Raw genomic sequence first — 22,119 nt, 5'->3', positions numbered from 1 at the left:
CGTCGGGTCTGCCTGCCACGCGCGGGGGGTGATTAAAAGCTCTGTACGGCTTGCGCGTATGGTCCGTTTCATGATGAACGCGCCTACCGGTCGGGGGAAGCGGCGCCTGGGCGTCATGGGCGGGACCTTTGATCCGATCCACCATGGTCACCTGGTCGCGGCCAGTGAGGTCGCCCACCACTTCGACCTCGACGAGGTGGTCTTCGTGCCGACGGGACAGCCCTGGCAGAAAGCCGACAGGACCGTCTCCGCCGCGGAGGACCGGTATCTCATGACGGTCATCGCGACCGCGTCCAATCCTCGCTTCTCGGTGAGCCGCGTCGACATCGACCGCCCGGGGCCGACCTTCACCATCGACACGCTCCGGGAGATCTCCTCTGCCTGGGGGCCCGACGTCGATCTCTACTTCATCACCGGCGCCGATGCCCTGGCCCAGATCCTGAGCTGGCGCGACGTCGACGAGCTGTTCACCATCGCGCACTTCGTGGGTGCCACCAGGCCCGGCCACGTCCTGCACGACCCCGGCCTTCCCGAGGGGAAGGTCAGCCTGGTGGAGATCCCGGCGCTGGCCATCTCGTCGTCGGAGTGCCGCGAGCGGGTGGCCGCCGGGGAGCCCATCTGGTACCTCGTGCCCGACGGCATCGTCCAGTACATCAACAAGCGTGGCCTCTACGGCAAGGCGTCATCTGAGGGGGATCGTCCCCGGCGGTTGGGGCAGGGCAGGCCGGAAGAGAATCTGTGAATCGCGATGATCTGCGGAAATGGCGCAAGTTAGAACGTGTTTCGCTATGATTTGAGAAGTTTGCGTGGGACGGGTGTCCACAGCTCAACCGGCTTGATCGCCGAATGACCTGGGCACCTGCCCGTCCCACCCGAGATCGGCAGGCGCGGCCCCGACCGCGCGGTACGCCCCCGATCAGACCGCCAATCCGTTTGCGGTACGGAATCGGGCGGCCCACGATAGGCGTTGTTCGAACGGTGGCTCTTCAACGAGCGCCGAATCGGGCACCCTGATAGGTGACAGCGCCGACTAGCAGGAGGACTGACCCACACCGTGACAGCAACCGACAGATCCATCCAGCTCGTCAGGCTCGCCGCCGAGGCGGCGGCGGACAAGCTGGCCGATGACATCCTCGCCTATGACGTAAGCGACCAGCTCGTCATCACCGACGCGTTCGTGCTCTGCTCCGCCACCAACGACCGCCAGGTCCGCGCCATCGTCGACGAGATCGAGGATCGGCTGCGGATCGAGGCCGACGCCAAGCCCGTCCGCCGCGAGGGCGAGCGCGAGGGCCGCTGGGTCCTGCTGGACTACATCGACATCGTCGTGCACGTCCAGCACGAGGAAGACCGCACCTTCTACGCGCTCGAGCGCCTGTGGAAGGACTGCCCCTCCATCGCGCTGCCGGACAGCGTGACCCAGGTCGCCGCCCAGCGCGCCCGCGGGGCGGTAGCTGAGTGAGCCGTCGCGTCGTCTGTCTCAGACATGGTCAGACGCTGTGGAACGTCGAACACCGCTTCCAGGGCCACAGCGACATCCCGCTTGACGAGACCGGGATCGCGCAGGCGACCCGTGCGGCCTCGCTGCTCGCCGCGCTCCGCCCGAGCATGATCGTCTCCTCCGACCTCCAACGGGCCTTCGACACGGCCTCGGCACTGGCCCGCGTCACCGGCCTGAACGTCATGGTCGACAAGGATCTGCGAGAGCGGGGCGGCGGGCAGTGGGAAGGGCTCACCCGGGAGGAGATCTCCGCGGGTTGGCCCAGGGAGTTTGCGGCCTGGGAGGCGCCGGGCGGCGAGGAGGTCGGCGACGTCGCCGACAGGGTGGCCTCGGCGGTGCGCCGCTGGGCCGCGCAGGTCGACTCCGACGGCCTGCTCGTCGTCGCCTCCCACGGGGCGGCGATCCGGCTCGGCATCGCGAAGCTCATGAACCTGCCGCAGGAGCTCTGGCCCGCCCTGGGCGGCCTGGGAAACTGTTCCTGGTCGGTGCTGGAGGAGTCGCGCAAGGGCTGGCGCCTGCTGGAGCACAACGCCGGAACCCTCCCCGAGCCGGTCAGCAGCGACGACAACCCCGAGGCCACCCAGGAGTGACCTCGCCGGTGCGGCTTGCGCCCCGGTGGCGGGCGCGGGCCGTGTGGCCGTCGATTAGGTGAACATGTCGGTGTCCTTATATGCTTCCCAAGCGCCGCGACGAGAGCACTCGAAGCGGTGACCAGGGGCTATGGCGCAGCTGGTAGCGCGCCTCCATGGCATGGAGGAGGTCTGGGGTTCGAATCCCCATAGCTCCACAGTTGAACCGCCTCTGACCTGCGCTTTTGTGCAGGGCAGAGGCGGTTTCCGTTTCTGGCCGCGGATCTCGGCGCGTCTTGCCGGGCCGGCCGCGCGCCCTCCGTCTGAACGTGAGGCCGGCCCGGTGAGACGCGCCGGGGATCACGGACGCGGGTGGCGTACGCGATCCCTTCCGCGCTCCTTCATGATCGTGCAGCCGGATTGGCGAAACAGCGTGCTTTAGCTGCTCTTAAGGCGTGCTTACGTGCGATCTAACCAATGTCGACTTCTCCGTGCCCCGGGGGAAGCGGCTTCTCGCCTCCCTCGAACGAGGCGGGCGACGGCCAAGCCCCGCCCGTTTCCGGAACGGGACCCACAAAAGAGAAGAAACGCGCCTGTCGCGCAAACCTCGATGGTCTCCCCGCCAAGCATGACGGTGACCTTCAGCGGGCTGTTCAACGCGGTGCGTTCCCGCGGGACCAGCGGCCGCGGACCAGGCGCCGGGTGATGCGCGGAGGCCGATCGTGCCGGTCGGTGCGGAACCAGAGCTGGACCCTGGCGCCGCCGAGGGAGGAGGCGTCGATCCGCAGCGTGCCGCCGGTGGACTCGGCGAGCCGGCGGGCGATGTCCAGGCCCAGCCCGGTGGATCCCGCGCCGCTGCTCCCGCGCCGCAGCGCCGCCTCCGGGTCGGGGATCCCGGGGCCGGCGTCGGCGATCAGCATGCCGACGGTGCCCGAGCCCTGGTGCAGGGTCACCGTGAACGCCGTGCCCTCGGGGGTGTGCCGGAAGATGTTGCCGAGCAGGGCGTCCAGCACGGCGCTGAGCTCTCCTGCCGCGACCGGAACCCGCGTGGAGGTCGAGGCGCCGATCAACTCCCAGGCGCGCTGCTGGTCCTCGGCCAGGGCGGACCAGAAGGTCAGCCGCTCGCGCAGCACCTCGGCGGCGTCACAGTGGACGAGCTCCGGCGCCAGGGAGGGTTGCCTGGCCGCCGCGATGATCTGGTCCACCTCCGCTTCCAGGCGGCCCAGCGCGCTCCTGCTCTGTTCGGCCTCGGGCCCCAGGTGGTCCAGGCTGAGCCGGAGCGCGGTGAGGGGTGTGCGCAGGCGGTGCGACAGGTCGGCGGCCATCTCCCGCTCGGCGGCCAGGAGCTGGACCACGCGGTCGGCCATGCTGTTGAACGCCTCACCGACCGCGACCAGCTCGGGTGGGCCCTCCGGCTCGATGCGGACGCTGAGATCTCCGGCGCCCAGCGCGCTCGCCGCCCTGCCCAGGCGCCGGGCCGAACGCACCACCCGGACGCCCAGCCGGTCGCCGACCAGCAGGGAGCCGGCGACGAGCACCGTCGCCACCCCGCTCAGCACGGCCCACGACGCGGCGACGCCCCGGGTGAGGTCGTCCGAGGGGATGAAGATCTCAATGACCACGGTCCGCCCGCCCTCCAGGGCGACCGGGCGCAGCAGGAGGTAGCCGGTGTCCATCTCCGCGGTGATGGCCCTGGTCAGCCGGGAGGCGGCGGCCACGGTCTCGGCGGGGGCCCTGACGGTGCCGGCTGAGCCGCCGCCGGGCAGGTGGACCGCGATCCGGTCCTGCGCGCCCGTGCTGAGCAGCGCGTGGGTGAGCCGGGTCTCCTCGACGGTGATGGCCAGCACCGGGACCAGAGCCGACGCCTGCCGTTCAGCCTCGGCCATGGCCCGGCCGTAGGCGATCTCCCTGACGATGAGCCCGAGCGGGATCAGGAAGGCCAGGGCGACCATCGAGGTCCCGGCGACGGTGAGCAGGGCCAGGGTCCGTCTCACGACGGTGTGATCAACATGACCCCCACGCCGCGTACGGTGTGCAGGTAGCGGGGGGAGGACGCGCTCTCGCCGAGTTTGCGCCGCAGCCACGACAGGTGGACGTCGATCGTCTGGTCGTCGCCGTAGGACTGCTGCCACACCTCGGTGAGCAACTCCTTGCGGGAGACCACCCGGTCGGCGCGGGCGGCGAGGTAGGCGAGGAGGTCGAACTCGCGTCTGGTGAGGGTGAGAGGGACGCCGTCCAGGTGGGCCTCGCGCCGGTTCAGGTCCACCGACAGCGCGCCGACGCACAGTAGCGGCGGTGGGGTCGCGCTCCGCGCCCGGCGCAACACGGCGTCCAGACGGGCGTTCAGGTGGTCGCCGGAGAACGGCTTCACCAGATAGTCGTCGGCCCCCGCCTGGAGCAGACGGACGATCTCCGCTTCGTTGTCCCTGGCCGTGGCGATGATGACGGGGACACTGGATACGCTGCGGACCATCTTGAGAGCCTCCGCCCCGTCCAGGTCGGGTAGCCCGAGGTCGAGGACCACCGCGTCCGGGGGGTTCTGGGTGATCTCCCTCAGGGCGTCGAGGGCACGTCCCGCGCTGCGCACGACGTGCTGGCGCCTGCTGAGTTCCTGAATGATCGCGGATCGTACGTACTCGTCATCTTCGACCACCAGAACTGTCGCCATGTCGTGTAACGGTAGTGAATGGTGGGACATGTAACGTAATAATCCGTGACATGCGGCAAACGCTGGGGTTCATAGCGGTGTGGTGCGGAGCCACCGTCCTGGCGATCTCGGTCGCCTGGTTCGGCGTCCGCGACGTGCTCCGCAGCGAGGTCTTCGAGGACGCGAGCATCGAGCCCCTCAACGCCGCCATCGGCCGCACCGGAGACTCGCGGCTCCCACTGGGGGCGCCGACGGGACCGCAGGTCATCGGCGTGCCGACGGCCTCCTCGGAACCCGTCCGTACCCCGGCGCCCCGTCTCATCCCGCCCACGCGGGATACCACCGGATCGCAGCCGGCCCGTTCCCCGTCGAGGACGGCCGCGCCGGTGCGCACGCGGGACGCCGGGCTCTCCCGGTCGGCGCCGTCCCCTTCGCGGTCCGGATCCGGCGCGCCGTCGCCCACCGCGCCCAAGCCGGCGGCCACCAGGACCAGGTCGATCTCGACCGAGAACCTGCGCGTGGTGAACGTCAAGGGTGGTTCGGTCTCGTTCGCCATCGAGAACGGTGTGTGCCGCCTGATCGCCGCGGCCCCCAACGCGGGCTACGAGGCCAAGGTCGCCTCGGCCACCGGGTGGATCCGGGTCGACCTGGTCAAGGGAGAGCACGGCTCCGCGGTCTTCTGCATCGGCGGGGAGAGCCGTACAGACCTGTGGGAATACTAGGGTTCGCCGATCTCGCGCAGTCGTGCGGCGGCCTCGGTGATGCGATCCTCGCCGAAGACCGCGATGCCGTGCAGTTCGAGCAGGGCCGAGGTGACTCCGTGACCGGGGACGCGCCGGCCGGCGAAGGTGCCGTCGTAGACGGTCAGGCTGCCGCAGGAGGGGCTGCCCTCCTTCAGGATCGCCACCTTCACGTCGAAGGACCTGGCGACGGCGAGCGCCGCCTGAGCACCGGCGAGGAAGGCGGCCGTGACGTCGGCATTCCCGGCGGTCAGCACCCGGGCCGTCCCGGAGAGCACCGCCGCGCCTCCGGCGCCGCCCTCGATCTCCGCGGCGGGGCGCGGGACGGGCAGGCCGCCCTCGACCTCCGGGCAGAACGGAACGAGTCTCCCCTGGCGCCGCCACGCGGCCAGCAGCGCGTCGCCGCTCGTCTTGGCGGCCCCGTCGTAACGGACCTTCCGCCCCATCAGGCAGGCGCTGACCAGGATCCTTTCCACGGTCTCAGAATAGACGCCGTGCAGGAGGGGGCGAGGGGAGCGGGCAGTACCCTACTGCTCATGCTTTTCGATCCCCTGCGGTCTCGATGATCGGCCCGCTCGCGACCGGCCTGATCCTGTTCTCCCTGGCGGTCGGCCTGGTCAGCCTCCTGACCACCATGCGGAACAGAGCGATGGGCACCGTGCTCCTCGTCGCGCTCGGGGTGCTGGAGGTCGGACTGCTGGTCCAGGCCGGGTTCGTGATCGCCGCGATGGTGCGGGGCGAGGGGCCGGCGAGCCCGGCCACGCTCATCGGCTACCTGGCGGGCAGCGTGGTGATCCCGCCGGTGGCGGCCTTCTGGGGGATCGGCGAGCGCTCACGCTGGGGGCCCGCGGTGGTCGCGGTGGCGGGCTTCGCGATTCCCGGCATGGTCGGGCGGCTGCTCCAGGTCTGGCAGGGGATGCCGTGAGCGAGCCGGCGATCGGCAGTGGGCCCGGCCGCGCGCTGGTGGCGGTCTACGGGGTGTTCGCCCTGGCCGCGGGGGCCCGCGCCGCGGTGCAGATCGCGACGCGCCTGCAGGAGGCCCCGCTGGCCTACTGGCTGTCGGCGTTCGCCGCCGCCGTCTACATCGTGCTCACCGTCGCGCTGGCCAGGGGGAACCGGCCCCTGGCGCTGGTCGCCTGCGGGATCGAGCTGGCCGGGGTGCTCATCGTCGGCACGCTCAGCATGGTCTACCCAGAGGCGTTCCCGCGTGCCACAGTCTGGTCGGGTTATGGAAGCGGATATCTCTTCATCCCGTTTGTGCTGCCAGTCCTGGGGCTTTACTGGCTTCTGCGGCGCCGCTAGTTAGGTCCGGACCGCACCGGGCAGGTCTGCCTCCCGAACCGACCGAACCACAAGGGAGGCACGGTCATGAGCTCGATCGAACAGTCAGTCGACGTCAACGTCCCGATCCGGACCGCGTACAACCAGTGGACCCAGTTCGAGAGCTTTCCCGAATTCATGGAAGGCGTGGAGTCGATCAAGCAACTCAGCGACACGCGTACCGCGTGGGTCGTCGAGATCGCGGGGGTCCGCCGGGAGTTCCAGGCGGAGATAACCGAGCAGCACCCCGATGAGCGGGTGGCCTGGAGATCGGTCGAGCGGCCGCACCAGGCCGGTGTGGTGACCTTCCACCACCTCGGTCCGGACACCACCCGGGTCACGCTCCAGATGGAGTACGACCCCGAGGGGTTCGTCGAGACCGTCGGCGACCGGCTGCAGATCGTCCGCCTGCGGGTCCGCGGTGACCTGGAGCGTTTCAAGACCTTCATCGAGTCGCGCGGTGGCGAGACCGGCGCCTGGCGCGGGGATGTGCCGGGACCGCACGAGCACGGTGCCCGGGTCGGCGGCACCGGCACGACAGGTGGTCACGGCTCTGACGAGCCCGCACCTCCGCGCACCGTGGGCCAGGGCTACCCGCCGGAGTCCGCGCTTCCGCCTCCCGGCGGCGAGCCGCTGCCGCCGGCCGGCCGCCGGCTCGGCGAGGAGCCGCCGCTCACCCCGGGGCCACGCGTCTGACGCTCGCGGGTCCGGGATGACCGCCTGATGTCCGCCCGGATCGCAGGCTCGCCCGGTGCGGCCCCAGATGTCCGGTGCCCTGACCGTCCGGGTTCTTCGGCATCGGAGCCGGGGACACGCCGGTGCGCGAGAGAGCCGGGTCACGCCCTGTAAAGGGATGCGTGGCCCGGCTTTCATATTGTCAGCAGTTTTCGATCACCTCCACCCCGACGCGTCGGTCAGGAACAAACAGAGGTTTCAGTCCTGTTAAAGTTACAGTCAGCCAATCATCCTACGATTGGATGAAACCACTGAGGAGGACTGAAACCAGCATGAGCGTGCTAACCCATCAGACCAGGGGCCGCACCGGTGGAACGACAGGATCTCTCGCCTGGTTGCTCGTGCTGGGAATCGTTCTCGCGTCGCTGAACCTGCGCACCGCCGTCACGAGCGTCGGGCCGGTTCTCGACCAGATAGCCTCCGGCCTCGGCATGACCGCCCTCGGAGTCGGGCTGCTCACCACGCTCCCCGTGCTCATCTTCGCCTCGGTCGGCGCGCTGACCCCGGCGCTGGCCAGGAAGGTCGGCGAGCACCGCCTCCTGCTCTTCTCCCTCATCGTCCTGGGCGCCGGCCTGCTCATCCGCTCGATGGTGGACTCGGCCGAGGTGTTCCTCTACAGCAGTGCCCTGGCACTGTCGGGCGGAGCGGTGGGCAACGTGCTCATCCCCAGCCTGATCAAGCGCCACTTCCCCGGCAGGGCCGGGATCATGACCACCGTCTACACCACGGCCCTCGCGGTGGGCACGATGCTCGCGGCCGCCGCGACCGTGCCCATCCAGCAGGCCACCGACGGCAACTGGCACGTTGCCCTCGGGGTGTGGGGGGCGCTCGCCGCCGTCGCCGCCATTCCGTGGCTTGCGCTCGCGCGCAGTGAGCCGGAGCGGCGCGGCGCGGGCGAGGGAACGAGTGCCCGTGCCCTGCTCCGCAGCAGGCTGGCCTGGGCGGTCGCCGCCTACTTCGGCACCCAGAGCATGGTCGCCTACATCATGTTCGGCTTCCTGCCGAAGATCCTCATCGATGGTGGCTACAGCAGCGGGCAGGCGGGTCTGGTGCTGGGCGCCTTCACCGCGATCGGTATCCCGGTCTCGCTCCTCGTGCCCTGGATGGCGTCGAAGTTCACCGACCAGCGGCCCGTGGTCGCCGCCTTCGTGGTCTTCTACGTCGCCGGCTTCCTCGGCCTCTGGCTCGCGCCCGTCGGCCTGGCGTGGCTCTTCGCGAGCCTGGTCGGCATCGGGATGGGGTCCTTCCCGCTCGCGCTCACCATGCTCGCCATGCGCACCCGCACCCCCGAGGCGACAGCCGCGCTGTCGGCCTTCGGGCAGAGCACCGGATATCTCATCGCGGGCGCCGGACCCCTGGTCATCGGCTTCACGCACGAGTCGACCGGCGGCTGGACGCTGCCGTTCCTGCTGCTGCTCGGGGTGGTCGCGGTGCAGTTCGTGGCCGGCTGGTACGCCGGGCGGCCGGGTTACCTGGAGGACGAGCGGGCTCTGGCGCGCTGACCCTCCCTCGCCGCGCGGCCTGTGCCCTCTCGGGGGCGGCACAGGCCGCGCCGGCGCAGCCGTCAGGCGATCGACGAGTGCGGCTCCCGATGGCCCGCTCGCCGGATGGCCCGCAGGGCGGATTCCGCCGCGATCAGAGCGCTGTGCGAGGAGACCTCACTGAGCAGGCCGGGGGCCGCCACCGAGTCACCGGCCAGCCAGACGCCGTCCCCCCGGTCGATCGCGGGCCGGTCCCGCCAGGTGGTCCCCGGCAGGTCCAGCGCTCCGGTGCGGCCGTTGCAGGTGGCCTCCCGCCGCCAGGTCGTCCGCTCCCGCCAGCCGGGAAGCCCGAGATCTGCCACCCGCTCCGCCCTGGACACCGCCTCGACCTTCGTCTCACCCGCTCTGACCGGCATCTGTAGCTGGCAGAGGGTCTGCCCGTTGGTGGCGAGCGAGGGGTCCGCCAGGCCGTACTGCTCCATGAAGCCGCCCTCGTCCAGGTCGGAGACGAGGAAGAGGTCGTCGCCGCTCACCCGGAGGCCGAGGTCGAGCAGGACGGCCTTCCCGCTCTCCCAGCGCAGCGACCCGTCGCCGAGCAGCGTCCTGGCGGCGTCCAGTGAGGTCGCCACGATCACGGGGGTGTCCTCGGGCAGGCGGTCCACCCGCGAGCCGGTCTCGATCCGCACGCCCAGACCGCGCGCGTGTACGGCCATCCGCTCGATCACCCGCCCCCAGCCGCCGACGATGTAGCGCGGTGCCGGATACCTCGGCGCGGTCGCCCGCAGCACTCGCTCCCAGACGAACGCCGCCGACAGCCGTCCGGCGTCGGCGTCGTAGGTGATCACACCGACCAGTCCGGCGAGAGCCCGCATGGCCTCCTCACCGAAGTGCCGGGTGGCCCAGGTCCTGAACTCCTCGTCCACCGGGGCCCGCAGTCGCCGCTTGGTGCACGCCCTCAGCAGTGACCAGGGTGGCATGGCGGACAGCCGGTCGCCGTGCCGGAACCTGCCCTTCGCGAGCTTGCCGGGCGTGGGCTTGGTGTACGGCCCGACCAGACCTCTTCTCGCCAGCCAGCGCCATGGCTCGCCGTCGGAGTAGAAAACGTGGGGGCCGTCGTTGGCGATGTACGGGGCCGCGGTGCTGCGGGCCCGGCCGCCCGGCTCCCGGTGGGCCTCGTGGAGGGTGACCCGCGCGCCGCCTTCGGCGCACGCGATGGCCGCGGTGAGCCCGGCGAGCCCGCCACCGACGATGCTGATGTCTCGCGTGTTTGGTGTCATGCCCTCACGACGGAGCGCGAGGCGCCGTTCGTGACATCACCGCGATCCCCTCAGCCGGGAGAGCTTCTCCGGGTTCGCCACCAGGAAGACGGTCCTGATCAGTCCGTCCTCGACGACCAGCGAGAACACTGTGATCGGCTGCCCGCTCACGCTCACCACCGCGGCGGGCCCGCCGTTCACCTCCGCGATCTCCACCTCGAAGCCGGGGAACGACTCGGCGCCCAGGCTCTCCATGAATCTCCGCGCGCCCGTCTCGGATCCGATCGAGGACAGGAACCGCGCCACCCTGCCCGCGCCCCTGATGACCCGCAGCGGGGCCTTGACCTTGCCGCCGCCATCGCTGACCAGCGACGCGTCCTCGGCGAGCAGCGTGGTCAGCGCCTCCAGGTCTCCGGTCACGGCCGCCGCGGCGAACCGCTCGGTGAGCCTGCGCCGCAGCCCCCGGTCCACCTCGAACCTCGGTCTGCCCTCCTGGACGTGCTCCCGGCCGCGCCGGGCCAGTTGCCGGGTCGTCGCCTCGCTGCGCCCGATCACCTCGCCGATCTCCGCGTACGGCATGTCGAACGCCTCCCGCAGCACGAACACCGCACGTTCCAGCGGGGACAGGGTCTCCAGCACCACGAGCAGCGCCAACTCGACCGAGTCGGCCAGTTCGGCGTGCTCGGCCACATCCGGGGTGACGACCAGTTCCGGCAACCACGGCCCGACGTAGGACTCCCGCTGGGCCCGCACCCGCCGGAGCCGGTCGATGGAGAGCCGTGTCACCACCCTGACCAGGTAGGCGCGGTCGTCCCGCACCTGGGAGGCGTCCACCCCCGACCAGCGCAGCCACGCCTCCTGGACCACGTCTTCGGCGTCGGTCACGCTGCCCAGGATCCGGTAGGCGACCCCGGTCAGCAGGTCGCGGTGTCCTTCGAAACGCTCAACGGCCATAGGGGAATAGACGTATCACGGCCCTCCGGTGTGACATAGCCCGGTAAACGGCTGTTTACTGCCGCGCCTTACCATGCGAGAGCAGAAGTCGGCAGCGAAGGAGTGTGCAGTGACGGGAACGATCGTCGCCGAACCGGGCGCCGCGCAGCAGGGCAGACATCTCTGGTTGACCCTGGTGGCACTCTCCGCGGCAGGGATGGTCGTCTCCGTCCAGCAGACCGTGGTCATCCCGCTGCTGCCCCGGCTGATGGCCACCTTCGGCGTGTCGGTGGCCGAGGTCACCTGGGTCTTCACCGCCTCACTGCTCGCCGCCGCGGTGGCCACGCCGCTGCTGTCGCGCCTCGGCGACATGTACGGCAAGAAGCGGATGATCCTGTTCACGGTCGGTCTGCTCGTCCTGGGCTCGTTGGTCTGCGCCCTGTCCGGTTCCTTTTCCGCACTGATCGCCGGACGGGCCCTGCAGGGCGCGTCGGCGGCGCTGGTGCCGCTGGCCATCGGCATGATCAAGGACACCTTCCCGCCCGACAGGGTCATGACGGCCATCGGGGTGGTCAGCGCCACCATGGGCGTCGGCGGCAGCCTCGGCATGATCGTCACCGGCCTGATCGCCGACCGCACCCCCAGCCACCACCCGGTCTTCTGGATCACCGCGGGGCTCGGCGTGATCGCGATCGTTCTCATCGTGCTGAGCGCCCCCGGCGGCGGAACCGGTGCCGGAGGCCGCCCCGACCTCATCGGCGCGGCACTGCTGTCCGCCTGGCTCGTCTGCCTGCTGCTGGCGATCTCCAAGGGCAACGACTGGGGCTGGGGTTCGGGAGCCGTCCTACGGCTGTTCGCGGGCGCGGGCGGATTCGGTGCCGTCTGGGTCTTCAGCCAGCTGCGGCTCCGGGCGCCGATGGTACGGCTCCACCTGCTCGTCGGCCGCCGTTCCCTCCCGGCCAACCTGGCCTCGCTGCTCCTGGGCTTCGCCATGTTCGGCTCCTTCGCCCTGATCTCCAGCTTCATCCAGACACCCCCGTCCGCTGGGTACGGTTTCGGGGGATCTGTTCTCGACGTCGGTCTCTACGCCCTGCCCAGCACCGTGACCATGCTGCTCTCCTCCTTCATGGCCGGCCGTCTCTCGGCCTGGTTCGGCCCCGCCTACTCCCTCGCTCTCGGCGCTGGCCTGTGCGCGATCGGATTCGGCTGGTTCACCCTCTTCAACGACTCGGTGCTCCAGCTGGTCGGCGCCAACGCGGTGCAGGGACTGGGCTTCGGCGTCGCCTACGCGGCGCTGGGCGCGCTCGCCGTGCAGCACGTGCCCAGGGACCAGAGCGGCATCGCCAGCGGCATCAACTCCCTGGTCCGCTCCATCGGCGGCAGCCTCTCCGGCGCCGCGACCGCCGCGCTCCTCACCTCCATCACCGTCGCCGGCACCGCCATCCCGTCCCGGGACGCCTACGTGATCTCCTTCGGGATCATCACCGTGAGCGCCCTGGGGTCGGCGGCCATCGCGCTCGTGTCCGGAATGATGGCGCGAGGGGTGTCTGAAGTCGGTTAAGATTTCATCTGCATCGCAAGGGGCTATGGCGCAGCTGGTAGCGCGCCTCCATGGCATGGAGGAGGTCTGGGGTTCGAATCCCCATAGCTCCACTTCGATGGCTGGGGTTCGCTGTTCGCAGACGAAAGTCTGCTTCCGGCGAGCCCCTTCGTCGTTCACACGGGGGACGCGCCCCCGGACCCTTCGCCTCACTCAGGGGCGGGCCGCACGCTGTCCGGTCTCCGTATCGGCCGTAGGCCATGGCCGGTACGGCATCGGCCCAGGTGCTCGGCCGTGTGTTCGCCGTCCGTCGCGGGCCGGAGAGCCGAACGTGTGCCGGGGGAGCGGGGTCAGTCGTCGGAGGCGACGATGACGGCCAGGGAGCCCTCGTTCCGGTCGATCAGGACCAGCTCGTGGAACTCGCCGAGGATCCATCCCAGGTCGTCGTCGCGGGCCGCCTCGTCGAGGTCGCGGAGGCGATAGCGGGAGGTGGCCGCGCGGATCAGCCGGTAGACCTCGGTCTCCAGGTCGTGGGCGACGGTCTCGGGGAGATCGGTGTACCTGCCGGCCCAGGTGCGGATCGTGGCGGAGGCGGTTTCCGCGTCGACGTCCTCGAAGGAGGCGGCCGAGAGCGCGTCGAGGCGGTAGGGGCCGTGCACCGACCCGTCGCCCTTCCAGGAGCCGGAGCCCAGATAGTCGTCCCGGTACAGCTGGTGCGAGAGCAGCGCGGTGAGCAGCGGTTCGTCGTCCTGTCCGGGGGTGATACGGAAGTGCTTCACGTCCACCCAGCGGTAGGTCCTGTCCTTGAAGTTGACCAGGGTGGTCGAGGTGAACGCCAGTTGCTCCATGGGTGTGACGATAGTGACTTCCAGGACCTGTTGATCACCGATTGACCGAACCGGACGAGCAGCCGGGAGGCGCGGAAACCAGATACGAGCTGGGCGCACGCGACGTTTGCCGCTCCGGGGCGAGGGCAGCCGTCACCGTATCCGGCACGGTGCTACAGGAGGTCAGATGCTGCCCCGGAAGCAGAGGATCGGCACGGTCGCGGTGATCGCTCACCGGCGGAAGTCATTCGGCGGAGGGCTGGACGAGCTGCGCAGGCTCCTCGCCGACGAGGGAGTCGGTGAGCTGCTCTGGTACGAGGTGCCCAAGAGCAAGAAGGCGCCGAAGAAGGCGCGGAAGGCGCTGAAGGAGGGGGCCGACCTGATCCTGGTGTGGGGCGGTGACGGCATGGTGCAGCGCTGCGTGGACGCGATCGCGGGCTCGGGCGTCACGGTCGGCATCCTCCCCGCGGGAACGGCCAACCTCTTCGCGCAGAACCTGGGCATCCCCGAGGACCTGCCCAAGGCCGTGCACGTCGCGTTCCACGGTGAGAGCCGGAAGCTGGACCTGGGGAAGGTCAACGGGGAGCACTTCGCCGTCATGGCCGGGGTCGGCTTCGACGCGGCGATGATGGAGGAGGCCGACCGGGGGTTGAAGGACCGCCTGGGGCGTGTGGCGTACGTCTGGACGGGACTGCGCCACGTCCGCGGGGAACTCGTGCCGATGGAGGTCAGGATCGACGGGGTGACGTGGTTCGAGGGCGAGGCCAGCTGCCTGCTGCTGGGCAACGTCGGCACCATCACCGGCGGTATCGAGGCGTTCGACGACGCGCGTCCCGACGACGGATGGCTGGAGATCGGCGTGACCACCGCGAAGGGGCCGATCCAGTGGGCCCGCGTGCTCGGCCGGATGAGCACGGGGCGGTCCGAGGAGTCGCCGTTCGTCCGGATGACCCGGGCACGCAAGATCACCGCCAGATTCGGCTCTCCCATGACCTACGAGCTGGACGGCGGCGCCAAGGGGGCCGTCACCAAGCTCAAGGCCAGGGTGGTACCCGGCGGCATCACCATCCGCGTCCCCGAGTCCACCGGCTCCGAGCAGCTGTGATCCCCGGCCACCGTGGACCGGGGACAGCCCTGTCAGGTTGCCGCAGATTCTCCCTTTTAGTCAACATTCATAACAAATGCAGATTCGGTATGGTTTGTCGACTAAATTGCTTTATGGAAAAGAGCGGCAATGACCAGTAGTCATTGGACGGAGGTCGACGGCCCCGGCCGCCCCAGGCGGGTCCGTTCCGGTGCTCGCTCGCGGGCGAGGTCAGAGCGCCCGACAGGGATCGTGTACGGACTGTGATCGAGCTGAACGTGTCGATCGAGATAGCGCGTCCGGCGGCCGAGATATGGCGGATCATCGCCGACTTCGGCCAGGATCCCCGATGGCGGGCGGGTGTGACCACCATGGCGCCGGACCCGCCGGGCCTCGTCGTCCCGGGTACCACCACGGACGAATCCATCACTTTCGGGGGCCGTGTCCATCACACCGGCAGCGTGGTGACCTCGGTGGTTCCCGGGACGGAGTTCGCCTGGCGGATGATCTCGGGGATCGACGCCGAGGGCGGCAGGTCGGTCGTGCCGCTGGACGGCGACCGGTGCCTGGTGACCGTTCACCTCAGGATCAGGCTCCGCGGCCTGCAGCGCCTGCGTGTCCCCTTTGTCAGACGCGTGCTCAGGAACAAGCTCCAGCAGGACCTCCGCCGCCTCGGCGACCTGGTCATCGCGCGCGCGTGACCGTCATCTGAAACTCGGTCACCCAGCTGTCATGGTCGTCGGGTGGGCAGTCGATGGAGACCTCCCGCGCGAGTCCGACACCTCGGTAGCCGTGCTCGTCGATCCAGTGGGCCAGCGTCTGGAGCGTCGGGCCCGTCTGCTCCATCGAGCCGCGGTGAATGATGGTGGCGGCCGACTCGATCTCCGGCAGGTCCACGATCGCGAAGTCGTAGTCGCCGCCTGTCTCCGCGGCGACCTCCAACCCGGCGTGCACGGTCACCCGGCCGTCGGCCTCCGGCTCGTAGCGGGCGATGCCATAACCGGTGATCCTCACTCCGGCGGTCTCGATCCTCCGGCACAGGTCGTCGAAGAGCGGCTGGATGACGGGGCCGATGTCCTCGGCGTCGTAGCTCGCCGCGACGGCGGTGAGCTCCGCCACGCGGGTCGCGGGGATCGGCTTGAGCAGAACCTCTTCGGGATGCATGTGACCTTCCTTGGCGATTGTCGTGAGCCTTACTTCCACCCGGATCAGCCGCGCCGCGTCCGCCGCGATCCGCTCCTCCAGTTCCGCGCGGCGCAACCGCAGCATCCCGTGAAGCTCTGCGGCGTCGACCCGCTCGTCCAGGATCGAACCGACCTGGTGCAGGGTGAAGCCGAGGTCCTTCAGGGCGATGACGCGGTTGAGCCGTGACAGCTGGTCGGCCCGGTAGAAGCGGTGACCGGCCGGGTCGACATGGGCGGGCTGAAGTAGGCCGATCGCGTCGTAGTGGCGCAACATGCGCACCGACACGCGGCCGAGCTGGGCGAACTCTCCTATGCTGAACATGGTGCCTTCAGGTATAGGGGCTGACACCGTGTCAGCCGCAACCTCAGATCCGCCCCCTGCGGATAACCGGTTGTCCGGCCGTTCCCCACCCGGGAAGCATGGTGGTCATGTCACTGCGTTTTCACGAGATCGCCGAGGGCGGTCACCGCATCCTCAACCCGTTCACGAACGACAAGCTGGCGTTGCTCGGCGAGGTCGCCAGGCTCCGGCGGGGAGCCCGCCTGCTCGACCTGTGCTGCGGCAAGGCGGAGATGCTCTGCCAGTGGTCTCTCGTCCACGGGATCGAGGGGGTCGGGGTCGACATCAGCGACGTCTTCCTCGACGCGGCGCGTGCCAGGGCCGGGGAACTCGGGGTCGCCGATCGCGTACGCCTGGAGAAGGGGGACGCCGGAGCCTACCCGGCGGAGCCGGGGACGTTCGACGTCGTGTCCTGCCTGGGGGCGACCTGGATCGGCAACGGGCTGGAGGGGACGGTCAAGCTGATGCTCCCCCCGCTGAAGGAGGACGGGATCCTGCTCGTCGGCGAGCCGTACTGGAACTCCGAGCCGCCCGCGGCGGCATACGAGTCGTTCGGGTTCGGACCGGACGACTTCACCTCGCTGGCGGGGACCTTCGACAGGTTCGAGGCGGCAGGGGTCGAGGTGCTGGAGATGGTCCTCGCCGACCAGGACAGCTGGGACCGTTACGTGGCGAGCCAGTGGTGGACGCTGAGTGACTGGCTGCGTGACAATCCCGACGATCCCGACGTCGAGGGAGTGCGCGGCTTTTTGGAGCGCTGTCGCCGCTCGCATGTCGAGTACGGCAGGCGACACCTCGGCTGGGGTGTCTTCGTGCTGCGCCGTCGTTGACGGCTACTGGCGGGTAGGAATAGGTTCCCAGAGACCGGCTGGTCGGTTCGAGGGAGCTTGCATGCGGGTGCGGGACAAGGTCGTGGTGGTGACCGGGGCCTCGAGCGGGATCGGCCGGGCGATGGTCCGCAGGTTCGCCGCCGAAGGGGCGGCCGGCGTGGTCGTGGCCGACATCGACGCGGCGGGTGCGACCGCGGTGGCCAGGGAGATCGGTGACCGGGCGGTCGCGGTACGGGCTGATGTGTCGGTCGAGGAGGACGTACGAGGCCTGGTCACCACCGCCGAGAGTGCCTTCGGCCCGGTCGGCCTGTTCTGTTCCAACGCCGGTGTCACCACCGGCCGCGGGCTCGACGCCACGAACCCGGACTGGACCCGGACGATCGCGGTGAACGTCCTCGCCCACGTCTACGCGGCACGCGCGGTCGTGCCCGGGATGGTCGAGCGCGGTGAGGGCTACCTGCTCAACACCTGTTCGGCGGCCGGGCTGGTGAGCTGCCCCGGAGACGCCCCCTACGCCGTGACCAAATCGGCGGCGATCTCCTTCGCCGAGTGGGTGTCCATCCACTACGCGACCAGGGGCGTCAGGGTCAGCGTGCTCTGCCCGCAGAGCGTGCGCACCGCCATGTTCGAGCGCGGCGTCGCCGCGGACCATCTCAGCGCGAGGGCGGCGGGCGCGTCGGGACCCGTCCTCGACCCTGAGGCCGTGGCCGACGCGGTGGTCGAGGGTCTCGCCGCCGAGCGGTTCCATATCTTTCCGCACCCCGAGGTCGCCGGCTTCGTCCGGCGCAAGGCCGAGGACCCCGACCGCTGGCTGACCGGAATGGCGCATTTCGTTGACTCGTTGCGGGCGTGATCGCCGGGGTCCGGCCTGACCGTCCGTGCCGGCTCAGCCCCTGGCGGCCGGATCGCCGACCTGGCCGATGAACAACGGGGTCAGCGTCGGCCGGTGAACGATTGCGAAGGCGAACGGGTGGTCGGCGCGGACCTCGGCCTCGGGCGTGGCCGGGGCCGATACGGTGAAGGCGAGGCCGGTGACGGCGGCGGCCTCGGTCCCCCACTCGTTCACCGTGATGTTGGCGCGGTGGACGGCCTGCTCAAGAGAGGCGCCGTCGGTGATGCCCGAATAGTCGGTCTCCCGCAGTCCCAGCTTCCCGAGCGGCTCCGCCAGGTCCAGGCTCGTGGAGAAGTCCCAGCGTGGCATGGCGAGCCTCACCGGCCGTTCCCTGAGCCCGGCGGCCACCCGTGCCATCACGGCGGGGGAGAGCAGGTCGCCGGGAGAACCGCCCGCCTGCGGTACGAGAACCCACATGGCCAGGTCACCGCCGGCGTACCGCAACTCCACGGCCTGCCAGCCGGGCCCCGCCGCGTACGGGAGGCCGCCGTCGCGGCGCATCAGGGCCGTACGCACGGTCGTGCCGTCCGCGCGGGTGAAGGAGGCGCCTTCCTCGGGCGGTTCGATGAACGGCGTCGTCCACTCGGCCCTGAGGTATACGGCGTTGGCGATGACCAGCCTGGTCCGTGGGCTCAGGTTGTCGAACACCTTCCTGATCCGCCCGGCTGTCCGCTCCTCGGCCCAGGCGTCGATGACCTTGGCGCCATCCCCGGTGAAGTCCACCTGGTGCACACCCGTGCCGTACTGTGCCGCGAGGGTGCGCAGGAACTCCGCCCTGACGCTCAGCCCTTTCTGGGTGAACAGCCCGTTGGCCATGCCCACGATCGCAGGGGCGGGGGTGTCCCGGGCATCCCGCTCCGTACCCGGGGCAGGAGGGGGCGGCGGGTCCTCGGTCGTGATGATCTGCCTGGTGAGCGCGTTGAGCGAGGTATGCGGTCCTGCTGAGGGGAAACCGAAGACCTCGTCGAGCTCGGTCGCGGTATCCGCGACCGCCCCCGCCCTCGCCAGGCCGAAGGCGTAACCGATGCTCAGGGGCGACAGGACGGCGTTGGCCCCGGGGCTCGCGGTCGCGGCGAACAGGGCATGCCCGAAGGACGTCAGACCACGTACGGTCTCCGCGACCGGAGGGTTCTCCGGGACCTCCCGCCGCACCCCCTCAGCGGTGATCACGTTGGGCTCGGCCATGGCGCACGATGCCAGGACGGCGACGGCCAGCAGGGCGGGAAACAGTCGGCGCATGCTTCTAACACGCATGCCGCCGCACGGTGGTTCACCCTCGGTGCGGCGGGTGACGTCAGGTGAGTGCGGCGAAGGCGCCCGCCCCGATGAGGGCGACGGCCCAGGCGAGGTCGAGGTTGAACCACGCCTTGCGGAGCACCGCCACCCCCAGCCGTTCGTAGACGACCAGGGCCAGGACAGTGGCCGTCACCAACATGGCCAGCGTGTGCACCCCGGTCGCCAGCAGGCTCTGTGAGGCCAGTGTGGTGGCGTCATGGCCCCCATGCCCTCCGTGTCCCTCATGCCCGCCGCGCAGGGTGACCGGGAGCACCATCAGGCCCGCTCCGTGCGCGGTGGCCATCAGGAACGACCATCCGGCCAGCTGCCACCTCGTCACCCTCATGCCGACCCAGCGGGGGTGGCGCCGTCTGAGCAGCCGCCAGAGGCCGAAGGCGCACACCAGGGCCGCCACACCGTACGAGATCGCTTTCGGCGGGGCGGCGAGCCGTGCCGCGGACACCAGCCCGAGCGTGATCAGCACTGAGCCCGCGTGGCCGAACACGATGGGCGGCAGCGCCCGGAGGACTCCGTCGCGCGAGCGCTCCTGCAGGCCGAGCGCGACCGCGAAGAGCCAGCCCATGGCCGGGTTCAGGCCGTGGAAGGCACCGAGCCCGGCCAGGACGAGCAGGGACGTCAGATCCATCGGGCGGGCCTTTAGGGGAAGCAGTAGGAGTCGGAGGAGGAGTCGCCGCCCTGCAGGCGGATCTGGTGCGCACGGCGGCCGTCGGCGGCGAAGTCGACGAAGAAGCCGGGGTCGAGGGCGATCGAACCGTCGTCGGCGATGTCCACCTTCGCCATCCAGCCGGAGATGCCGTCGGGGTAGAAGACGTCGTCCCAGGACCGGTAGAGCGAGTTGGTGAAGTAGACCCGCCGCCCGTCCCTGCTGGTCTCGACCATCTGCGGCCCCCCGTTCAGCGTCCGGTCAGGGGCGGCAGGGTGGGCGTCGCGCCGGACGATCCCGCCGATTCGGACAGAGCCGGTCTCGCGCGGGGCGAACGGGTCGGAGACGTCGTACGCCTTGAGCTCGCCGGTGCCCCAGGCCGAGACGAGCAGGATCCGGTCGTCGAGGGTCAGGGAGATATCGCTGACCAGCGGCGGTACCGCGCCGAACTGCTTGAGCGGTTCGGGCAGCAGGTCGGGGTCGGCGGGCTCGGCTGGAATTGTGATCGTCTTGCGGGCCTTCCAGAGGCCGTCCTCCAGGTACCACGTGAAGATGCCGGCCGACAGGTCCTCGACGTTGATCACCGTGTTGACGAAGCCGTGGGTCTTGGTCGGGTCGTGGGCGGGCCGGAGCTCCAGGGCCATCTGATGCTGGTCACCCAGGTCGATCTCCTGGAGATGCCTGCGCTTGGCCAGGTCCCAGACGTGCAACTTGTGGCCGTACTGCCGGCCGACCAGCAGCTCCAGTGAGGGGCCCGGCTCGATCTGGTTGGGCGTCCCCCACTCGCTGGTGATCATCGTGTCGTGTCCGAGGTGCCACCAGAAGTCGTAGTGCAGCCGCTGTGACCCCCGGTCGGACTCCCAGCGGCCCTTTGGCTCGAAGGTGTCGTGGTCGAGAGTGAACACCCCGCCGGGCGCGTCGCCGTCCACGTTGCCGAGCGCGCTGACATAGATGGCGTCCGTGCCGCAGTGGACGGTGTGCGGGCGGCTGTAGCCGGTCTTCTTGAAGACCGTCTCCGGTTCGATCGTCTTGACGAGCTTGGGATGCCGGGGGTCGTCCTTGACGTCGAAGATGTAGATCCGGCTGGACCTCAGGCCGGGGAGGACCAGGTAGCGCCTTTCCACGTGCGGGTGCGGCGCGTACGGGCACAGGGCCGCGCTGCACACGTTCCAGCCGAAGTGATGGAGCTCGTCGCCGGGGACGGACATGTCGTGCACATCGATGATCGATCCGTCCGAGAGGTCGATCGTGGCGAGCCCATCGGGCCGGCCGTCGCCGGCCGCGTCGAGGAGGGCGACGTAGGCGAGCCCCTCCGGAGGGGCCAGCATGGCCTCGCGGGCGGACGGGTAGAAGGTGGGGTCAGGCTGGATGAGCGGCACAGCGAACTCCTGGAACTCGTAGCCGGAACCGATATCCAACTAATCTTGTAGGAAAACTTCCCGCTGTCCAGGGGCATATCGCGTAGTCGGGGTGGAGGACTGCGACGCCCGGCGGTGTCGATTCGCGGGCCTGCGGAAGAGGAGACGACTTCGCGGGTGTGAGAACTTCCGGCAGGGGGCGGACAGACAGCGAGGTACGGGGCGATGATGCCTCGTACCTCGCTGTCTGTCAGTTCTGTCGGTCAGTCGACGGCCACCTGCCCGGCACAGCCGTTCCCGAATGCCACTTTCCTGGTCCTAGGGACCTACGGAGTGAACCGCTGGGCCGGGAGGTGTCAATCGACCTGTTCCCTGAGCTCTCCGGAAAACCTCAGCAGATTCTCACGGGAGAGCAGGCATGCATGGGAGTCCAGATGACCGGGGCGGTGATGATCGGCATCCTGATAACCGGTGGCTTGGTCGTCGGGGTGCTCAAAGTTCCCGATCCGGGCGGTCCGGGCGGTCCTTGCGGCCCTTCGGGACCTTGAGGACCTTCCGGACCTTCCGGTCCTTGTGGTCCTGCGGGTCCCTCGGGTCCGGGTGCGCCGTCAGCGCCTGCGGGTCCTGCGGGTCCTTCCGGTCCTGCGGGTCCCTCGGGTCCGGGTGCGCCGTCAGCGCCTACCGGTCCGGGTGCGCCATCGGCGCCTGCGGGTCCTGCGGGTCCTTCCGGTCCGGGTGCGCCGTCAGCGCCTGCGGGTCCTTGTGGTCCTGCGGGTCCTTCGGGTCCGGGTGCGCCGTCAGCGCCTGCCGGTCCTGCCGGTCCTTCCGGTCCTTCCGGTCCTTGTGGTCCTGCGGGTCCTGCGGGTCCTTCCGGTCCGGGTGCGCCGTCAGCGCCTGCCGGTCCTTCCGGTCCTTGTGGTCCTGCGGGTCCTGCGGGTCCTTC

General features: G+C 69.9%; 24 protein-coding genes and 2 tRNA genes. 15 read left to right on the top strand and 11 right to left on the bottom strand.

Features of this window, described 5'->3' with window-relative positions:
- Window positions 1-70: 70 nt before the first annotated feature.
- The 4 genes from nadD to ABT130_RS32015 all read left to right on the top strand — a co-directional run bounded on the left by nadD (window position 71) and on the right by ABT130_RS32015 (window position 2,288).
- A complete protein-coding gene (nadD, locus tag ABT130_RS32030) occupies window positions 71-742 on the top strand; it encodes a nicotinate-nucleotide adenylyltransferase (protein ID WP_350928860.1) in 672 nt (223 codons plus the stop codon).
- A 312-nt stretch (window positions 743-1,054) separates the two neighbouring features.
- Window positions 1,055-1,462 (top strand): ribosome silencing factor, encoded by a 408-nt coding sequence (gene rsfS, locus ABT130_RS32025; RefSeq protein WP_030924760.1) that lies wholly within the window; start codon window positions 1,055-1,057, stop codon window positions 1,460-1,462.
- Window positions 1,459-2,091, top strand: coding sequence for a histidine phosphatase family protein (locus ABT130_RS32020; RefSeq protein ID WP_350961693.1), 633 nt, complete (start codon window positions 1,459-1,461; stop codon window positions 2,089-2,091). The genes rsfS and ABT130_RS32020 overlap by 4 nt, the downstream gene beginning before the upstream one ends.
- Window positions 2,092-2,215: 124 nt before the next feature.
- Window positions 2,216-2,288, top strand: a tRNA-Ala gene (locus tag ABT130_RS32015).
- A 435-nt stretch (window positions 2,289-2,723) separates the two neighbouring features.
- Here the strand turns inward: ABT130_RS32015 and ABT130_RS32010 are convergent.
- Both ABT130_RS32010 and ABT130_RS32005 read right to left on the bottom strand, forming a co-directional pair.
- The gene (locus ABT130_RS32010; protein ID WP_350928865.1) at window positions 2,724-4,064 is read right to left on the bottom strand and encodes an ATP-binding protein; all 1,341 of its coding nucleotides are present in this window, start codon (window positions 4,062-4,064) and stop codon (window positions 2,724-2,726) included.
- Window positions 4,061-4,738, bottom strand: a complete 678-nt coding sequence (locus ABT130_RS32005) for a response regulator transcription factor (RefSeq protein WP_350928867.1) — start codon at window positions 4,736-4,738, stop codon at window positions 4,061-4,063. The genes ABT130_RS32010 and ABT130_RS32005 overlap by 4 nt, the downstream gene beginning before the upstream one ends.
- A 50-nt stretch (window positions 4,739-4,788) precedes the next feature.
- Between ABT130_RS32005 and ABT130_RS32000 the strand changes: the two genes are divergently transcribed.
- Window positions 4,789-5,439: a hypothetical protein gene (locus ABT130_RS32000; RefSeq protein WP_350961692.1), complete on the top strand. Its 651-nt coding sequence runs from the start codon at window positions 4,789-4,791 to the stop codon at window positions 5,437-5,439.
- Here the strand turns inward: ABT130_RS32000 and ABT130_RS31995 are convergent.
- Window positions 5,436-5,933: a 2-thiouracil desulfurase family protein gene (locus tag ABT130_RS31995; protein ID WP_350961690.1), complete on the bottom strand. Its 498-nt coding sequence runs from the start codon at window positions 5,931-5,933 to the stop codon at window positions 5,436-5,438. The genes ABT130_RS32000 and ABT130_RS31995 overlap by 4 nt on opposite strands.
- 86 nt (window positions 5,934-6,019) lie before the next feature.
- Here ABT130_RS31995 and ABT130_RS31990 point away from each other — a divergent pair, with 86 nt between their 5' ends.
- The 4 genes from ABT130_RS31990 to ABT130_RS31975 all read left to right on the top strand — a co-directional run bounded on the left by ABT130_RS31990 (window position 6,020) and on the right by ABT130_RS31975 (window position 9,014).
- Window positions 6,020-6,382, top strand: coding sequence for a hypothetical protein (locus tag ABT130_RS31990; RefSeq protein ID WP_350961688.1), 363 nt, complete (start codon window positions 6,020-6,022; stop codon window positions 6,380-6,382).
- Complete coding sequence (locus tag ABT130_RS31985) at window positions 6,379-6,759, top strand: hypothetical protein (RefSeq protein WP_350928875.1); 381 nt, start codon at window positions 6,379-6,381, stop codon at window positions 6,757-6,759. The genes ABT130_RS31990 and ABT130_RS31985 overlap by 4 nt, the downstream gene beginning before the upstream one ends.
- A gap of 66 nt (window positions 6,760-6,825) precedes the next feature.
- Window positions 6,826-7,473 carry an SRPBCC family protein gene (locus ABT130_RS31980; RefSeq protein ID WP_350961686.1) on the top strand — a complete coding sequence of 216 codons (648 nt, stop codon included), beginning with the start codon at window positions 6,826-6,828 and terminating at the stop codon, window positions 7,471-7,473.
- 311 nt (window positions 7,474-7,784) lie between these two features.
- Window positions 7,785-9,014, top strand: coding sequence for a CynX/NimT family MFS transporter (locus ABT130_RS31975; protein WP_350961684.1), 1,230 nt, complete (start codon window positions 7,785-7,787; stop codon window positions 9,012-9,014).
- Window positions 9,015-9,076: 62 nt separating this feature from the next.
- Here the strand turns inward: ABT130_RS31975 and ABT130_RS31970 are convergent, their stop codons facing one another.
- Together ABT130_RS31970 and sigJ are read right to left on the bottom strand one after the other, a co-directional pair.
- Window positions 9,077-10,270, bottom strand: coding sequence for a phytoene desaturase family protein (locus ABT130_RS31970; protein WP_350961682.1), 1,194 nt, complete (start codon window positions 10,268-10,270; stop codon window positions 9,077-9,079).
- Between the two features lie 36 nt (window positions 10,271-10,306).
- Entirely contained in the window at window positions 10,307-11,203 is an 897-nt protein-coding gene (gene sigJ / locus ABT130_RS31965; protein ID WP_350961680.1) for an RNA polymerase sigma factor SigJ, read from the bottom strand.
- Between the two features lie 109 nt (window positions 11,204-11,312).
- On the opposite strand from sigJ, the gene ABT130_RS31960 reads away from it, so the two are divergent.
- On the top strand, window positions 11,313-12,743 hold the full coding sequence (locus ABT130_RS31960; RefSeq protein WP_350961678.1) for an MFS transporter: 1,431 nt from the start codon (window positions 11,313-11,315) through the stop codon (window positions 12,741-12,743).
- Window positions 12,744-12,762: 19 nt separating this feature from the next.
- Window positions 12,763-12,835 (top strand) — tRNA-Ala (locus ABT130_RS31955).
- Window positions 12,836-13,072: 237 nt separating this feature from the next.
- Here the strand turns inward: ABT130_RS31955 and ABT130_RS31950 are convergent.
- Complete coding sequence (locus tag ABT130_RS31950) at window positions 13,073-13,570, bottom strand: hypothetical protein (RefSeq protein WP_350961677.1); 498 nt, start codon at window positions 13,568-13,570, stop codon at window positions 13,073-13,075.
- 166 nt (window positions 13,571-13,736) lie between these two features.
- Here ABT130_RS31950 and ABT130_RS31945 point away from each other — a divergent pair, with 166 nt between their 5' ends.
- Together ABT130_RS31945 and ABT130_RS31940 are read left to right on the top strand one after the other, a co-directional pair.
- Window positions 13,737-14,654: a diacylglycerol/lipid kinase family protein gene (locus tag ABT130_RS31945; protein ID WP_350961675.1), complete on the top strand. Its 918-nt coding sequence runs from the start codon at window positions 13,737-13,739 to the stop codon at window positions 14,652-14,654.
- Between the two features lie 242 nt (window positions 14,655-14,896).
- Entirely contained in the window at window positions 14,897-15,334 is a 438-nt protein-coding gene (locus tag ABT130_RS31940; protein WP_350928921.1) for an SRPBCC family protein, read from the top strand.
- Here ABT130_RS31940 and ABT130_RS31935 read toward each other — a convergent pair.
- The gene (locus ABT130_RS31935) at window positions 15,318-16,139 is read right to left on the bottom strand and encodes a MerR family transcriptional regulator (protein WP_350961673.1); all 822 of its coding nucleotides are present in this window, start codon (window positions 16,137-16,139) and stop codon (window positions 15,318-15,320) included. The genes ABT130_RS31940 and ABT130_RS31935 overlap by 17 nt on opposite strands.
- Before the next feature lie 107 nt (window positions 16,140-16,246).
- On the opposite strand from ABT130_RS31935, the gene ABT130_RS31930 reads away from it, so the two are divergent.
- Window positions 16,247-16,987, top strand: a complete 741-nt coding sequence (locus ABT130_RS31930; RefSeq protein ID WP_350961671.1) for an SAM-dependent methyltransferase — start codon at window positions 16,247-16,249, stop codon at window positions 16,985-16,987.
- Window positions 16,988-17,048: 61 nt separating this feature from the next.
- A complete protein-coding gene (locus tag ABT130_RS31925) occupies window positions 17,049-17,840 on the top strand; it encodes an SDR family oxidoreductase (RefSeq protein WP_350961669.1) in 792 nt (263 codons plus the stop codon).
- A 33-nt stretch (window positions 17,841-17,873) separates the two neighbouring features.
- On the opposite strand, the gene ABT130_RS31920 is transcribed toward ABT130_RS31925, so the two are convergent.
- The 4 genes from ABT130_RS31920 to ABT130_RS31905 form a co-directional block, all read right to left on the bottom strand.
- Window positions 17,874-19,133, bottom strand: a complete 1,260-nt coding sequence (locus tag ABT130_RS31920; RefSeq protein ID WP_350961666.1) for a serpin family protein — start codon at window positions 19,131-19,133, stop codon at window positions 17,874-17,876.
- Window positions 19,134-19,173: 40 nt separating this feature from the next.
- Complete coding sequence (locus ABT130_RS31915) at window positions 19,174-19,800, bottom strand: hypothetical protein (RefSeq protein WP_350961664.1); 627 nt, start codon at window positions 19,798-19,800, stop codon at window positions 19,174-19,176.
- A gap of 11 nt (window positions 19,801-19,811) precedes the next feature.
- Window positions 19,812-21,236: a selenium-binding protein SBP56-related protein gene (locus tag ABT130_RS31910; protein WP_350961661.1), complete on the bottom strand. Its 1,425-nt coding sequence runs from the start codon at window positions 21,234-21,236 to the stop codon at window positions 19,812-19,814.
- Between the two features lie 618 nt (window positions 21,237-21,854).
- Window positions 21,855-22,119 (bottom strand): hypothetical protein (locus ABT130_RS31905; protein ID WP_350961658.1); only part of this gene is annotated, 265 nt, incomplete at its 5' end.

Origin of the sequence: Streptosporangium sp. NPDC001681 (genome assembly GCF_040298085.1) — a bacterium.
Classification (GTDB): Bacteria; Actinomycetota; Actinomycetes; order Streptosporangiales; family Streptosporangiaceae; genus Streptosporangium.
The sequence above is the reverse complement of the archived record's forward strand: the minus strand, read 5'-3'. Positions and strand labels throughout refer to the sequence as shown.

What these genes read in the sequence shown, in the direction of transcription:
- nadD (WP_350928860.1), top strand. Translation starts at nt 71, where the DNA reads ATGATGAACGCGCCTACCGGTCGGGGGAAGCGGCGCCTGGGCGTCATG.
- ABT130_RS32005 (WP_350928867.1), bottom strand. Translation starts at nt 4,738, where the DNA reads ATGGCGACAGTTCTGGTGGTCGAAGATGACGAGTACGTACGATCCGCG.
- ABT130_RS32000 (WP_350961692.1), top strand. Translation starts at nt 4,789, where the DNA reads ATGCGGCAAACGCTGGGGTTCATAGCGGTGTGGTGCGGAGCCACCGTC.
- ABT130_RS31990 (WP_350961688.1), top strand. Translation starts at nt 6,020, where the DNA reads ATGATCGGCCCGCTCGCGACCGGCCTGATCCTGTTCTCCCTGGCGGTC.
- ABT130_RS31980 (WP_350961686.1), top strand. Translation starts at nt 6,826, where the DNA reads ATGAGCTCGATCGAACAGTCAGTCGACGTCAACGTCCCGATCCGGACC.
- ABT130_RS31975 (WP_350961684.1), top strand. Translation starts at nt 7,785, where the DNA reads ATGAGCGTGCTAACCCATCAGACCAGGGGCCGCACCGGTGGAACGACA.
- ABT130_RS31970 (WP_350961682.1), bottom strand. Translation starts at nt 10,270, where the DNA reads ATGACACCAAACACGCGAGACATCAGCATCGTCGGTGGCGGGCTCGCC.
- sigJ (WP_350961680.1), bottom strand. Translation starts at nt 11,203, where the DNA reads ATGGCCGTTGAGCGTTTCGAAGGACACCGCGACCTGCTGACCGGGGTC.
- ABT130_RS31950 (WP_350961677.1), bottom strand. Translation starts at nt 13,570, where the DNA reads ATGGAGCAACTGGCGTTCACCTCGACCACCCTGGTCAACTTCAAGGAC.
- ABT130_RS31945 (WP_350961675.1), top strand. Translation starts at nt 13,737, where the DNA reads ATGCTGCCCCGGAAGCAGAGGATCGGCACGGTCGCGGTGATCGCTCAC.
- ABT130_RS31935 (WP_350961673.1), bottom strand. Translation starts at nt 16,139, where the DNA reads ATGTTCAGCATAGGAGAGTTCGCCCAGCTCGGCCGCGTGTCGGTGCGC.
- ABT130_RS31930 (WP_350961671.1), top strand. Translation starts at nt 16,247, where the DNA reads ATGTCACTGCGTTTTCACGAGATCGCCGAGGGCGGTCACCGCATCCTC.
- ABT130_RS31925 (WP_350961669.1), top strand. Translation starts at nt 17,049, where the DNA reads ATGCGGGTGCGGGACAAGGTCGTGGTGGTGACCGGGGCCTCGAGCGGG.
- ABT130_RS31920 (WP_350961666.1), bottom strand. Translation starts at nt 19,133, where the DNA reads ATGCGTGTTAGAAGCATGCGCCGACTGTTTCCCGCCCTGCTGGCCGTC.
- ABT130_RS31915 (WP_350961664.1), bottom strand. Translation starts at nt 19,800, where the DNA reads ATGGATCTGACGTCCCTGCTCGTCCTGGCCGGGCTCGGTGCCTTCCAC.